General features: G+C 71.0%; 12 protein-coding genes and 1 pseudogene. 5 read left to right on the top strand and 8 right to left on the bottom strand.

Annotation, left to right across the window (positions count from 1 at the left end; translation table 11 throughout):
• The first annotated feature begins 5 nt into the window (after positions 1-5).
• From ACWPN7_RS09595 to msrQ, 3 genes are all read left to right on the top strand, one after another.
• Positions 6-1,034: a Gfo/Idh/MocA family protein gene (locus ACWPN7_RS09595; RefSeq protein WP_451995996.1), complete on the top strand. Its 1,029-nt coding sequence runs from the start codon at positions 6-8 to the stop codon at positions 1,032-1,034.
• 285 nt (positions 1,035-1,319) lie between these two features.
• Complete coding sequence (gene msrP, locus ACWPN7_RS09590; RefSeq protein WP_459197257.1) at positions 1,320-2,267, top strand: protein-methionine-sulfoxide reductase catalytic subunit MsrP; 948 nt, start codon at positions 1,320-1,322, stop codon at positions 2,265-2,267.
• Position 2,268: 1 nt separating this feature from the next.
• Positions 2,269-2,910: a protein-methionine-sulfoxide reductase heme-binding subunit MsrQ gene (msrQ, locus tag ACWPN7_RS09585; protein WP_040137930.1), complete on the top strand. Its 642-nt coding sequence runs from the start codon at positions 2,269-2,271 to the stop codon at positions 2,908-2,910.
• Here msrQ and ACWPN7_RS09580 read toward each other — a convergent pair.
• From ACWPN7_RS09580 to ACWPN7_RS09570, 3 genes are read right to left on the bottom strand one after another with little or no spacing between them, the layout of a single operon-like run.
• Positions 2,898-3,716, bottom strand: a complete 819-nt coding sequence (locus ACWPN7_RS09580; RefSeq protein ID WP_040137929.1) for an ABC transporter ATP-binding protein — start codon at positions 3,714-3,716, stop codon at positions 2,898-2,900. The two genes, msrQ and ACWPN7_RS09580, sit on opposite strands and share 13 nt — an antisense overlap.
• A complete protein-coding gene (locus tag ACWPN7_RS09575; protein WP_459197256.1) occupies positions 3,713-4,798 on the bottom strand; it encodes a FecCD family ABC transporter permease in 1,086 nt (361 codons plus the stop codon). The genes ACWPN7_RS09580 and ACWPN7_RS09575 overlap by 4 nt, the downstream gene beginning before the upstream one ends.
• The gene (locus ACWPN7_RS09570) at positions 4,722-5,753 is read right to left on the bottom strand and encodes an iron ABC transporter substrate-binding protein (protein WP_492273261.1); all 1,032 of its coding nucleotides are present in this window, start codon (positions 5,751-5,753) and stop codon (positions 4,722-4,724) included. Before ACWPN7_RS09570 ends, ACWPN7_RS09575 begins: the two co-directional genes overlap by 77 nt.
• A gap of 357 nt (positions 5,754-6,110) precedes the next feature.
• Here ACWPN7_RS09570 and ACWPN7_RS09565 point away from each other — a divergent pair, with 357 nt between their 5' ends.
• Both ACWPN7_RS09565 and purT read left to right on the top strand, forming a co-directional pair.
• Positions 6,111-6,608: a hypothetical protein gene (locus ACWPN7_RS09565; protein ID WP_459197254.1), complete on the top strand. Its 498-nt coding sequence runs from the start codon at positions 6,111-6,113 to the stop codon at positions 6,606-6,608.
• A 90-nt stretch (positions 6,609-6,698) separates the two neighbouring features.
• Positions 6,699-7,868, top strand: a complete 1,170-nt coding sequence (gene purT, locus ACWPN7_RS09560) for a formate-dependent phosphoribosylglycinamide formyltransferase (RefSeq protein WP_040137926.1) — start codon at positions 6,699-6,701, stop codon at positions 7,866-7,868.
• 92 nt (positions 7,869-7,960) lie between these two features.
• On the opposite strand, the pseudogene ACWPN7_RS09555 reads toward purT, so the two are convergent.
• The 5 genes and pseudogenes from ACWPN7_RS09555 to ACWPN7_RS09535 all read right to left on the bottom strand — a co-directional run.
• Positions 7,961-8,661: pseudogene (locus ACWPN7_RS09555) on the bottom strand (SDR family NAD(P)-dependent oxidoreductase); the annotation flags it as partial.
• 26 nt (positions 8,662-8,687) lie between these two features.
• Positions 8,688-9,401 (bottom strand): ABC transporter ATP-binding protein, encoded by a 714-nt coding sequence (locus ACWPN7_RS09550; protein WP_459197350.1) that lies wholly within the window; start codon positions 9,399-9,401, stop codon positions 8,688-8,690.
• The gene (locus tag ACWPN7_RS09545; protein ID WP_459197252.1) at positions 9,388-10,137 is read right to left on the bottom strand and encodes an ABC transporter ATP-binding protein; all 750 of its coding nucleotides are present in this window, start codon (positions 10,135-10,137) and stop codon (positions 9,388-9,390) included. The genes ACWPN7_RS09550 and ACWPN7_RS09545 overlap by 14 nt, the downstream gene beginning before the upstream one ends.
• Positions 10,138-10,175: 38 nt before the next feature.
• Positions 10,176-11,435, bottom strand: a complete 1,260-nt coding sequence (locus tag ACWPN7_RS09540) for an ABC transporter substrate-binding protein (protein WP_459197251.1) — start codon at positions 11,433-11,435, stop codon at positions 10,176-10,178.
• On the bottom strand, positions 11,432-12,436 hold the full coding sequence (locus ACWPN7_RS09535) for a branched-chain amino acid ABC transporter permease (protein WP_198129195.1): 1,005 nt from the start codon (positions 12,434-12,436) through the stop codon (positions 11,432-11,434). Before ACWPN7_RS09535 ends, ACWPN7_RS09540 begins: the two co-directional genes overlap by 4 nt.
• Position 12,437: the final 1 nt, after the last annotated feature.

The following is a 12,437-nucleotide window of genomic DNA, read 5'->3' as shown; positions in this document are numbered from 1 at the left end:
GCCGGATGCGGCGGCGCGTCGGCGTGATCGGGCTGGGCATGGCGGCGACGCCGCACGCCCAGAGCCTGCTGGATCTGGCGGACCGCGTCGAGGTGGCGGGCTGTTTCAGCCCGTCCGCCGAGCGGCGGGCCGCCTTCGCGGCGCGCTTCGGCCTGCCGGCGGTGGACCGGGCGGAGGCAATCCTCGACGATCCCACCGTCTCCGCCGTCCTGCTGCTGACCCCGCCGGACACCCACGCCGACCTCGTCGCCCGCTGCGCAGCCGCCGGCAAGCACGTCCTTCTGGAAAAGCCGCTGGACGCCACGCCGGCCGGCTGCCGCGCCGTGGTGGAGAGCATGGAGCGCGCCGGGCTGACACTCGGCGTCATGCTCCAGCACCGCTTCCGCGCCGCCGCCGAACGGCTGGCGGAACTGCTGCGCACCGGCACGCTGGGCCGCCCGCTGTCGGCCTCCGTCGTGGTGCGCTGGTGGCGCGACGACGCCTACTACGCCCAGCCGGGGCGCGGGATGAAGGCACGCGACGGCGGCGGCGTGCTGCTGACCCAGGCCATCCACACGCTGGACCTCTATGTCAGCCTGCTCGGCCTGCCGCGGGAGGTCGCCGCCTTCGCCAACACCAGCGGCCTGCGCCCCATCGACACCGAGGACGTTGTCTGCGCCGCCCTGCGCTACGACGGCGGGCTGCTCGCCACGGTGGACGCCACCACCGCCGCCTATCCCGGCTATCCGGAGCGCATCGAGATCGCCGGAACCGCCGGCTCCGCCCTGCTGACCGGTGATCGGCTGGAGGTGCAGCTGCGCTCCGGCGAAACGGTGCAGGCGGGGGAGACGGCGGGCACGCTGGGCGGCGGGGCCGACCCCATGGCCTTCTCCAACGCCCACCACCGCGCCGTCCTGGCCGACTTCCTCGACGCGCTCGACCACGGCACCCAGCCGCGCGTGTCCGGGCGGGAGGCGCTGAAGGTCCACCGGCTGATCGAGGCGATCCTCAAATCCTCGGAAAGCGGCGCCGTCACGGCGGTTCCGGAAGGCTGAGACGGATACGTCAACCCCCTCTCCCGCCCCGGGAGAGGGTGCCCGCGCAGCGGGCGGGTGAGGGTCGTGCGAGGATCAGGTGTTGATTCTCGGCAGGCCCCTCACCCTCCCACCGCTTCGCGGCGGGCCCCTCCCTCTCCCGGAGCGGGAGAGGGGCGCGAAGCCTCTTCACCTTTCGCTCACGAACTCGTGTCCCGCGCTTGATTTGCCGGGAGCGGCGACCAAGGCTAGATGAGGGACGGGAGGCGCTGTCGCCTTCCGGCGGCTTTCCTGTGGAGAGTGTTCATGCTCATCAAAGTCCGGAGCGCGTCGCAGGCCAGCGAGAACGAGGTGACGCCCCGCGGCCTGTTCCTGTCCCGGCGTTCGATCATGGCTGGCGGCGCCGCAGCCTTGGCACTCGGCGGCACGGGTGTCCTGCCGGGCACGGCGCTGGCCGCGCCTTTCCAGGCCCCGCTGACGGTCAGCCCGAAGGACCCCAAGATGGACGCCCAGACTCCCATGAAGTCGGCGACCAGCTACAACAATTTCTACGAGTTCGGGACGGACAAGACCGACCCGTCCGAGAACGCCGGCACGCTGCGCACCCGCCCGTGGGAGATCGCGGTGGACGGCGATGTCGGGAAGTCCACCACCTTCAGCATCGAGGACCTGCTGTCCTTCCCGCTGGAGGAGCGCGTCTACCGCCTGCGCTGCGTCGAGGGCTGGTCGATGGTGATCCCCTGGGTCGGCTTCCCGCTGGCCGAGCTGCTGAAACGCGTCGACCCGACCGGCAACGCCAAGTACGTCGCCTTCCAGACGCTGGCCGACCGCTCGCAGATGCCCGGCCTGAAGTATCCCGTGCTGCAATGGCCCTATGTCGAGGGGCTGCGCATGGACGAGGCCATGCACCCGCTGACCCTCCTGGCGGTCGGCATGTACGGCGAGACGCTGCCCAACCAGAACGGCGCGCCGGTGCGGCTGGTCGTGCCGTGGAAGTACGGCTTCAAGTCGATCAAGTCGATCGTCCGCATCACCCTGACGCAGGACCAGCCGCCGACCTCCTGGAACCGCTCGCAGCCGCGCGAGTACGGCTTCTATTCGAACGTGAACCCGGAGGTCGACCACCCGCGCTGGAGCCAGGCGACGGAGCGCCGCGTCGGCGAGTTCTCGCGCCGCAAGACGCTGCCCTTCAACGGCTATGGCGAGGAGGTTGCGTCGCTCTACGCCGGCATGGACCTGCGGAAGAACTACTGAGATGGCCGCAACGTCGAAAGGCCCGGTCGCCCTGGCGCTGTCCTCGCGCTGGGCGAAGCCGGTGGTGTTCGCCCTGGGGCTCGTCCCGCTCGGCTGGATGGTCTGGCTGGGCGTCAGCGGCGGGCTGGGGGCCGAGCCGGTGGCCGAGGCGGTGCGGCAGAGCGGGCTGTGGGCGCTGCGCCTGTTGCTGGTCGCGCTCGCCGTCACGCCGCTGCGCATCCTGACGGGTCAGGCGGGACTGGCGCGGTTCCGCCGGATGATCGGGCTGTTCGCCTTCTTCTACGCGCTGCTTCACGTCTCCGTCTATGTGGGGGTGGACCAGTTCTTCGACTGGGCGGCGGTGTGGAAGGACATCGTGAAGCGGCCCTACATCACCGTCGGCATGGGCGCCTTCGTGATCCTGACGGGGCTGGCCGCGACCTCGACCAACGGCATGGTGCGGCGGCTCGGCGGGCGGCGCTGGAAGGCACTGCACAAGGCGGTGTTCGTCGCCGGGGCGGCGGGCTGCGTCCACTACGTCATGCTGGTCAAGGGCTGGCAGTACCCGCCCTTCGTCTACGCGGCGATCCTCCTGGGGCTGGTCGCGCTGCGCTATACGAAGGCGCCGGCGGCGGGGCGGCTCTCCCCGTCCTACCGGACCTGAGCCCGCACCGCCCGCTTCAGCCCAACTGGCAGGCACACCCGCATGCCGTCCGCCCCCACGGCCACCACCTCGACCTCCGTCCCGTAGACCTCGCGCATCATGGCGGCGGTGATGACCTCCTCCGGCGTGCCGAAGCGGGCCAGCCGCCCGCCGTGCAGCAGCGCCACCCGGTCGGCGATGGCAAAGGCCTGCTCCGGGTGGTGGGTGGAGAAGACGACCGTCAGCCCCTCGCCGCCCTCGCCGTCCGCCAGCCGCCGCACCTGCTCCAGAACGCGGACCTGATTGCCGAAGTCCAGGCTGGCGGTCGGCTCGTCGAGCACCAGCACGCGCGGCGCCTGGGCAAGCGCGCGGGCGATCAGGGCCATCTGCCGCTCGCCGCCGCTGATGCGCAGCCAGTCGCGCTCGGCCAGATGCCCGATGCCCAGCCGCTCCAGCGCGGCCTCGGCGGCGGCGTGGTCGGATGCGGCGGGGGCGCTGAAGGCGCCGCGGTGGGCGGTGCGGCCCATCAGCACCATCTCGCGCACGGTGAAGGGGAACTGCCCGGCCCCCGCCTGCGGGACATAGCCGAAGGCCAGCGCCCGGCGGCGCGGCGACCAGCCGGCGGTGTCCTCGCCATCGACCCGCACCCGCCCGCCGCGCGGCGGCAGCAGGCCAAGGAGCGTCTTGAACAGCGTCGTCTTGCCGCCGCCGTTGGGGCCGAGCAGGCACAGCACCTCCCCCGCCGGCACGTCGAAGCCGACCCCGGCGCCGACCACCCGCTCGCCGTAGCCGAAGGCGAGGTCTTCCACCGACAGCCGCGCGCTCATGACCAGCCGCGCTTTCCGAAGGCGAGCAGCCAGAGGAAAACCGGCGTGCCGATGACCGCGGTCAGCACGCCCAGCGGCAGTTCCACCGGCCCCAGGCTGCGGGCCAGCGTGTCCACCGCCAGCAGATAGGCCGCCCCCAGCAGAACCGCCGTGGGCAGCAGCCGGACGAAGGCCGGGCCGACCATCAGCCGGGCGAGGTGCGGCACCAGAAGCCCGACCCAGCCGACGATGCCGCTGACCGACACCGCGGCGGCGGTCATCAGCGTCGCCGCCACGATCACCACGATCCGCACCACCCGCACCGGCACGCCGAGCGCCGTCGCCTCCTCGTCGCCCAACGTCATGACGTCCAGCCGCCAGCGCAACAGCACCAGCGGAACCAGCGCCACCGCCACCGGCGGGACCAGCGCCGCGAGGTCGCCACGGTTGACCGCCGACAGGCTGCCGAGCAGCCAGAAGGTGATCGCCGGCAACTGGTTGTAGGGGTCGGCCAGATACTTCAGCAGAGCCACGCCGGAGCCCAGCAGCGCCCCGATCACCACGCCGCCCAGCACCAGGACCAGCACGGGGTCCCGCCCCCGGATGGCCGAGGCGACGGCCAGCACCACCCCCACCGCCAGCAGCCCGCCCGCGAAGGCCATGCCCTGGATGGCGAGGACCGGCAGCGAGGCGAAGATGCCCAGCACCGCCCCCAGCGCCGCCCCCGACGACACGCCGAGGATGTCCGGCGAGACCAGCGGGTTGCGGAACAGCCCTTGGTACGCCGCACCCGAGGCGGCCAGCCCCGCCCCGACCAGCATGGCGGTCAGCACGCGCGGGCCGCGGATGTCCCAGATCACCGTCTCCACCGCCGGGGCGACGGCGGCACTCCCGAGCCCCAGCTTCGCCGCGAGCAGTCCGGCCAACTCCCCCGGCGTGACGGGATAGGCGCCGGTGCTGAAGGCGACGCAGACCGCGGCGACCAGCAGCGCGGCCACCCCGCCCAGAGTCAGCGCGAAGGGGACCTCACCCCGGCGGGCGGCTGCCGGCGAGGAGGGCGTCGATCTGCTCCGCGGTGGGCTCCCGGTGGTAGAAGAGGGCATAGAAACGTCGCGTCTCCTCGCGCAGATCCTCCGGAAACAGCTCCGGATAGAGGACGGCGCCCAGCCAGCGCAGGCCGAGCAGGCGGTTGGCGGCGGGCGGGGAATCGATCCAGGTGAAGGGCAGCCCCGGCGAAAGGTAGACGCGCCGGTCGCGCACCGCCTTCACCCCCTGCCACAGCGGGTCGGTCCATACGCTCTCGTAAAAGCCGCGGTCGATGGTGACGATGGCGTCCGGCTGCCAGGCCAGAACCTGCTCCATCGACACGTTGACCAACCCGCCGTTGCCGAGATTCTCCGCCGCGACGTTGCGCACCCCGGCGACGTCCAGCGCCTCGACGTTGATGGAGCCGCGGATGCCGGTCTGCAGGCCGCGCGGCCCGCGCGCCATGTAAACCTTCAGCCGCTTGCCCTCCGGCACGTCGTCGAAGCGGCGGCGCACGTCGTTCAGCGTCCGCTCGGCGTAGCGGGCCAGCTCCTCCCCCCGCTCCGCCACGCCCATCAGCGTGCCGAGCGTACGGAAGGTGCGCGCGGAGTCGGCGAGATGCCCGTCGATCAGCAGGGTCGGTACCCGCGTCTGCTCCTGCACCCGGTCGGCCAGCGAGACGAAGGTCGGGGCGGTGCTGCCGACATCGACGACGACGTCCGGTTTCGCAGCCACCACGGTTTCCAGGTTGACGGTGTTGCCGCGCCCCGTCAGCCGCCCCAGCTCCGGCAGGTCGGCGTAGCGGTCGGGGAGGAAGGGCCGCTCCGGCGGGCTGATCGCCCGCGTCCAGCCCAGCAGCTTGTCGGGCGCCAGCATGTAGACGACGACGGAGGCCGGCGGCCCGGCGGGAAACACGCGCTCCACCCGGTCCGGCACGATGACGCGGCGTCCGGAGGAGTCGGTGACGATCCGCTCCGCCGCCGCCGGCCCGGCCAGCAGGGCGAGCAGCAGCCCGGCTCCCACGCCCGCCATCCATCTGCGTCTGCCCACGCCACTGTTCACTCGCCGTCACCCCATGTATCTGCACTCAAAGTCCCCTCTCCCCTCTGGGGAGAGGGTCAGGGTGAGGGGGTTGCGCTTTTGCCGGACGTACCGCCATCCGCACCCCCCTCACCGACCCTTCGGGCCACCCTCTCCCCAGAGGGGAGAGGGCTAGATCGACTGCCTTGCCACCCAAAGCATGGGGTTTGGACTCGCCACCGTCCATAGGGCAGACGAGCCAAACAGTGAGGTGAAGGTCACGCTTTGACCACGGGCGGCCTCCCCATCCGAACGGATAGGGTGCCGCAGTCCGCCCCCAAGCCCCGCTCACCACCCCCGTGCCGCTCCATGATCGCATCCCCGCTCCGTCGCGCCGTCCTCCTCCCCGCCGCCCTGCTCGCGCTGTCCGGCTGCGCCGGGTTCGGCTCGGCGGTCACCGGGGTGACCTCGGCGGGCGTGGCGGCGACCGTCGGCTCGGCCACCGGCAACCCGGTGCTTGGCGTCATCGCCGGCGCCGGGGTCAGCTACGGCATCGACCAGGGCGTGAAATACGCGGAACGGCGGATCACCGACAACGTCCACAACGCCGTCGCCCGCGCCGCCGGCCCGCTCGCCGTCGGCCAATCGGCGACCTGGACGGTGGAGGAGAAGCTGCCGCTGAGCGGCAAGACCGGCACCGTGCAAGTGGCGCGCGGCTTCGGCGAGGCGATCCCCTGCAAGGACGTGGTCTTCACGCTGGACGACGCGCCGGACTTCAACGTCACCACGGTCTGCCGGGCCAAGGACGGCCAGTGGCGCTGGGCGCTGGCCGAGCCCTCGACGCGGCGCTGGGGAAGTCTGCAATAACGCATGCAGTCGGCCATGTACGCACGGCCCGCGTTGGGGTAAAGCTCCGCGGGCAGTTGCGTCACGGGTTTGCGTCACGGGAGTCCGCGCATGTTCACGGCCAAAATTCTTCTTCTCGGCTCGGGCGAACTCGGGAAGGAGTTCGTCATCGCCGCCAAGCGCCTCGGCTGCGAGGTCATCGCCTGCGACAGCTACGCCAACGCCCCGGCGATGCAGGTCGCCGACGCGGCGGAGGTGTTCTCCATGCTCGACCCGGACGCCCTGCGTGCGGCCATCGCCAAGCACACGCCCGACTTCATCGTGCCGGAGGTCGAGGCCATCCGCACCGAGGTGCTGCACGAGTTCGAGGACGCCGGCCTGACCGTCGTCCCCTCGGCCCGCGCCGCCACCATGACCATGAACCGCGACCGCATCCGTGAGGTCGCCGCGGTGGAGCTGGGCCTGCGCACCTCCAAGTACCGCTACGCCGAAAGCCTGGAGGAGGTGGTCGCCGGGGCGGAGCACACCGGCCTGCCCTGCGTCATCAAGCCGGTCATGTCCTCCTCCGGCAAGGGGCAGAGCACCGTTCGCACCGCCGAGGAGCTTGAGACCGCCTGGACCTACGCCGTCGCCAACATGCGCGGCGACCGCCGGAAGGTCATCGTCGAGGAGTTCGTGCCCTTCGAGTACGAGATCACCCTGCTGACCGTCCGCACCCGCGAGGGCATCCTGTTCTGCGAGCCGATCGGCCACCGGCAGGAGCGCGGCGACTACCAGGAATCCTGGCAGCCGGTGCCGATGCCCGCGGCGCTGCTGGACGACGCCAAGGATATGGCGGCGAAGGTCGTGGACAATCTCGGCGGCTACGGCATCTTCGGCGTCGAGTTCTTCGTTACGAAGGACGAGGTGGTCTTCTCCGAACTGTCGCCGCGCCCGCACGACACCGGCATGGTGACCCTGCTGTCGCAGAACCTGTCGGAGTTCGACCTGCACGCCCGCGCCATCCTGGGCCTGCCGATCCCGGCGATCCACGTCCGCGGCCCGGCCGCCTCCGCCGTCATCCTGGCCGACCGCGAGGCCGAGCGCTTCGCCATCGAGGGGCTGGCCGACGCGATGCGCGTGGGCAGCGCGGAGCATGATGTGGACGTCCGCCTGTTCGGCAAGCCGACAACCCGCAAGAACCGCCGCATGGGCGTGGCGCTCGCCGCCGGCACCGACACCGACGACGCGCGCGACCGGGCGCTGAAGGCGGCCTCGGCGGTCAGCATCCGCTACGAGTGACGCGATCCCGCGATCGGCGGCGGTCAGGTAATCGTCAGGCCGCCGTCGATCGCGAAGACCGCCCCGGTGGTCCAGGCGGCCTCCGGCGAGGCCAGGAAGACGGCGATGCCGCCGAGATCGCCGGCCTTGCCGATGCGGCCCAGAGGGTAGAGCCGCTTGACCAGCTCCGCCATGGCGCGCTGGTCGTCCTCGGGCATCGCGGCGATGGTGCGGCGGCGCAACTCGGTGTCCACCGTGCCCGGAGCGATGGCGTTGACGCGGATGCCGCGCGGCGCCAGTTCGTAGGCCATGGCCTTGGTCAGGGAATTGAGCGCCCCCTTGGTCAGCGAATAGAGGCTGGACGGCCGCCCCGGCAGCATCTTCCCGGCGAAGTAGGACGAGATGTTGATGACCGCTCCCCCTCGGCGGGCATAAGCGGCACCAGCGCCTGCGTCAGGAAGAAGGGTGCGGTGACGTTCAGGGCGACGCTGTGCTCGTACTGCGTCCGGTCGGCCTCCAGATAGGGGACGAAGGTCGCCGTGCCGGCGTTGTTGACCAGCGTATGGACCGCCCGGCCGAAGCCGCCGATCTCCGCCGCCGCCCGCTCCAGCCCGTCCGGCTGCCCCAGATCCGCGGCGACGGTCACCACCCGCGTCCCGTTCACGGCGAGCCGCGCCGCCGCATCGGCGAGCTTCTCGGGGTTGCGCGCAACGAGGCAGAGATCCGCCCCCTCCCGCGCGAAAGCCTCCGCGATGGCGCAGCCGATGCCGTCCGACCCGCCGGTGACGACGGCGAATGTGTTTGCAAGCCTCATCCGGTCCCTGTCCTTTTCCGGTGGAGTCAATGGGCCGACACGCCGAGATAGCGCTGCTGCAGGCCGTCGTCCTCCCACAATTCCCTGGATGACGTGACCAGCGCGATCTGGCCGCCGGACATGATGGCGACGCGCTCCGCGGCGCTGGTGCCGACGCGCAGGTTCTGCTCGACGATCAGGACCGACGTGCCGTCGTGGCGCAGACCGCCCAGCACCTCCAGCAGGTGATCGACGATTTTCGGGGCCAGCCCCTCCGACGGTTCGTCGAGGATCAGCAGGCGCGGGTTGGTCAGCAGTGCTCGCCCGATAGCCAGCATCTGCTGCTCGCCGCCGGAGAGCTGGTTGCCGAAGTTGCGGCGGCGCTCGGCCAGCCGCGGGAAAACGGTGTAGACGCGCTCCACCGTCCAGGGGCCGGGCCGCCGGCCCTGCATCAGGCGCAGATGCTCGTCCACGGTGAGCGAGGGAAACACCCGTCGTCCCTGCGGGACGATGGACACGCCCTGCCCAGCGATGTCGTGCGGCTTGCGCCCGGCCAGCTCCACGCCGTTGAAGCGGATCGACCCCCGCCCGGCGGGCAGCAGCCCGATCAGCGCGCTGCACAGCGTCGTCTTCCCCGCCCCGTTGCGGCCGAGAATCGCCAAGCTCGGTCCATCGAGCCGCAGCTCGACGCCGTGCAGCACCGGAAGCGCGCCGCGCCGCACCTCCAGCCCGCTGACGACCAGCGCGTTAGTGCTTTCCACCAAGATAGATCTCCCGAACCAGGGGGTTGGCGCGAATCTCGGACGGGGTGCCCGAGGCGACCACCGCGCCGTCGCGCATCACGGTGATGCGGTCGGCCAGCGACAGCGCCACGTCCATGTCGTGCTCCACGAACAGCATGGTGATGCGGCGCGGCAGCCCACGCAGGATCTCGACCAGACGGCCGCGGCCCTGCGGGGACATGCCGGCGGCGGGCTCGTCCATCAGCAGCAGTTCCGGTTCTCCGGCCAGGGCCATGGCGATCTCCAGCTCGCGCTGCTGGCCGTAGGACAGGGTGGCAACCGGCTGGGCCAGCACCTCGTCCAGCCGAAAGCGCGCCGCGCAGGCCCGCGCCGCCTCCACCTGCTCCCGATGGTGCCGCCAGGGGCGGACGCTGAAGCGCGGCCCCCGGCTGCCCATCACCGCGACACGGAGGTTGTCCTCCACCGAGCGGTCGGCGAAGGTCAGGCTGGTCTGGAAGGTGCGCCCAATGCCCAGCCGCGCCCGCTGGTGCGGGCGCAGGCGCGAGATGTCGCTCCCTTTGAAGGCGATGCCGCCGGTGGTCAGCGGTACCTCCCCGGAGATGGCGTTGAACAGCGTCGTCTTGCCGGCGCCGTTGGTGCCGAGCAGGGCGTGGCGCTCCCCCGGCGCCAGCGCCAGGGACACCCCGTTCACCGCGCGCACGGCACCGAAGCTGATGGACACATCCTGAACGGTCAGGATCGGCGGCGTGGGCATGGCGGGCCTCCGGAGGACGCGACGCTCTGGAGCGGCGGTCAGTTGCAGGACGGGTTGTCGCGGGAGGCTGTGCCGAGCGCCAGGAACTTGGCCCGGTCCATGCCCAACGCCTGATCGACGCCCTTCGCCACCTTGACCACCTTGCTGTAGAAGGCGCCGTCGGGCCGCTGGGCGACCTCCGTCACAAAATTGTCGGCGATGGCCTGCCGGTTCTCATCCAGCCGGATCGCGCCGGTCGGCGAGCGGTCGGTCAGCTCGGTCTTCGCCAACGCCGCCTGGAACGCCTTCTGCCCGTCGTCCAGCGTACCGCCGACCTGATCCAGCGCCTGGAGCACCGCCAGCGTGCTGACGTAATAGCCGTGGGCGAACAGCGAGGGCGATTCCAGCCCGTCCGGGAACTTCGCCTTGTAGGCCTTCACGAATTCCACCCACTTCGGGTCGTCGTTGGAATCGGCGACCGGGCCGGCGGCGATCATCCCCAGCACCTTGTTCTTGAAGGCGCCCTTCGAGCTGAGGACGGTCTGGTCCACGGTGACGCTGCTGCCGATCAGCGGCGCCGTGCCGCCGGACTGGTAGTATTGCGTCAGGAAGTTCACCGCGTCCGCCCCGCCCAGCAGGACATACACGGCGTCCACGTTGTCCGGCAGCTTGGCGATGACCGAGGTGAAATCCTTGGTGCCGACGGGCACCCAGTTCTTCTGGGCGATCTTGCCGCCGCGGCTGCAATATTCCGCCTGGAAGCCCATCACCTGGGAATAGGGAAAGGAATAATCCTCCGACACGACGGCGATGTTGCGGTAGCCCTTGGTCTCGTAGGCGTAGCTGCCCAGCCCGGCCTGCCACTGCGCGCCGTCCAGCGTGAAGCGGAAGAAGTTCGGCGCCGGGTCGCGCAGCGTCGTGTCCTGCGCGCCCGAGGTGCCGTTGACGAAGGTCTTGGACGGGACCGACTTGGCGTATTCCTTGACGGCGATGCCCTCGCCGCCGGACAGCGGGCCGACGACGATGTCCACCTTGTCCTGCTCGATCAGCTTGCGGGTCTTGGCGACCGCCACATCGGGCTTGGCGTTGGAGGATTCCTTCACCAGCACGATCCGCTTGCCGGCGACCTGCCCCTGGAAGGCGTCCACCGCCAGCTCGACGCCGCGCATGCCGTCCAGGCCGGACTGCGCGAAGGGTCCCTCCAGCGTGGCCAGCGCGCCGATGCGGATGTCCTGGGCGAGAGCCGGGGACAGGGCCGTGCCGGACAGGAGAGCCGCGACGCCGGCGGCGCCCAGCACCGTGTGCAAGGTCGTCTTCATACCGTTTTCCTCCCATTCTTGGCGCACACGCCGGTCCAGGCCGGCTTGATCTGCGCGCGCAGTTGTTGGATCAGTCCGATCAGGCCGTCCTTCGCGAAGAGGACGATCACGATGAAGACGGCCCCGATCACCAGATTGAAGCGCTCGCGGTCGATGACCGAGGCGGCGTAGTTCTCCAGAAGGACGAAAGCGGCGGCCCCCAGGAAGGCGCCCAGCGGGTGCCGGATGCCGCCCAGCACCGCGACGACCAGCAGGTTGACCGCCGCGTGCACGTCCACCGCCCCCGGCGACATCTGGCCGCTGAACCACGTGTTGAGGACGCCGCCGACCGAGGCGATCAGCCCGGCGATGCCGAAGGCGGCGATGCGCAGCAGCGTGGTGCTGAAGCCGAGCGCCGCGACCCGCCGCGGGGCGTTGCGCAGGGCGTGCAGCTGCAGGCCGAAGGGCGTGCGGTCCAGATGCATGACCGCGGCGGCCGACAGGACGGCGGCGGCCAGCGCCATGCCGTAGAAGGGGATGGGCGCCCGCAGGTCGATGCCGAACAGCTCCGGCGGCTTCAGCCCGTTGATGCCGTCGAAGCCGTTGAAGACCTCGGTGTTCTGCGAGACGAGGTAGAACAGGCTGACCGACATCGCCAGCGTGATCATCAGCAGGTAGATGCCGCTGGACCGCACCGACACCCAGCCGACCAGCAGGCCCGCCAGCGTCCCCATGCCCAGCGCCGCCCCGACGGCGAGCGGCCAGGGCACCGCCATGCCGACGCCGGTGATGTTGGGCGACAGCAGCGCCAGCGTGTAGCCCGCCACGCCCGCCACCCCGGCCTGGGCGAAGGACACCAGCCCGGCGCTGGAGGTCAGGAAGGTCAGGCTGAGCGCCATGGTGCCGATGATCAGCACACGGGCGGCGACGGTGCCCACCCAGAAGTCGCCGGCGACCAGCGGAAAGGCCAGACCGGCCAGGGCCAACCACAGCACGGGATGGCGAAGGAGTTGCCGAGGCATC

This window comes from Azospirillum sp. UENF 312511 (assembly GCF_058780635.1).
Note: the sequence above shows the minus strand (reverse complement) of the source record. Positions and strands in the feature narration are given on the sequence as shown.

Coding starts and splice junctions, on each gene's coding strand:
- ACWPN7_RS09595 (WP_451995996.1), top strand. CDS start 6: ATGCGGCGGCGCGTCGGCGTGATCGGGCTGGGCATGGCGGCGACGCCG.
- msrP (WP_459197257.1), top strand. CDS start 1,320: ATGCTCATCAAAGTCCGGAGCGCGTCGCAGGCCAGCGAGAACGAGGTG.
- msrQ (WP_040137930.1), top strand. CDS start 2,269: ATGGCCGCAACGTCGAAAGGCCCGGTCGCCCTGGCGCTGTCCTCGCGC.
- ACWPN7_RS09580 (WP_040137929.1), bottom strand. CDS start 3,716: ATGAGCGCGCGGCTGTCGGTGGAAGACCTCGCCTTCGGCTACGGCGAG.
- ACWPN7_RS09575 (WP_459197256.1), bottom strand. CDS start 4,798: ATGCCCTCTTCTACCACCGGGAGCCCACCGCGGAGCAGATCGACGCCC.
- ACWPN7_RS09570 (WP_492273261.1), bottom strand. CDS start 5,753: ATGGCGGGCGTGGGAGCCGGGCTGCTGCTCGCCCTGCTGGCCGGGCCG.
- ACWPN7_RS09565 (WP_459197254.1), top strand. CDS start 6,111: ATGATCGCATCCCCGCTCCGTCGCGCCGTCCTCCTCCCCGCCGCCCTG.
- purT (WP_040137926.1), top strand. CDS start 6,699: ATGTTCACGGCCAAAATTCTTCTTCTCGGCTCGGGCGAACTCGGGAAG.
- ACWPN7_RS09545 (WP_459197252.1), bottom strand. CDS start 10,137: ATGCCCACGCCGCCGATCCTGACCGTTCAGGATGTGTCCATCAGCTTC.
- ACWPN7_RS09540 (WP_459197251.1), bottom strand. CDS start 11,435: ATGAAGACGACCTTGCACACGGTGCTGGGCGCCGCCGGCGTCGCGGCT.
- ACWPN7_RS09535 (WP_198129195.1), bottom strand. CDS start 12,436: ATGCCTCGGCAACTCCTTCGCCATCCCGTGCTGTGGTTGGCCCTGGCC.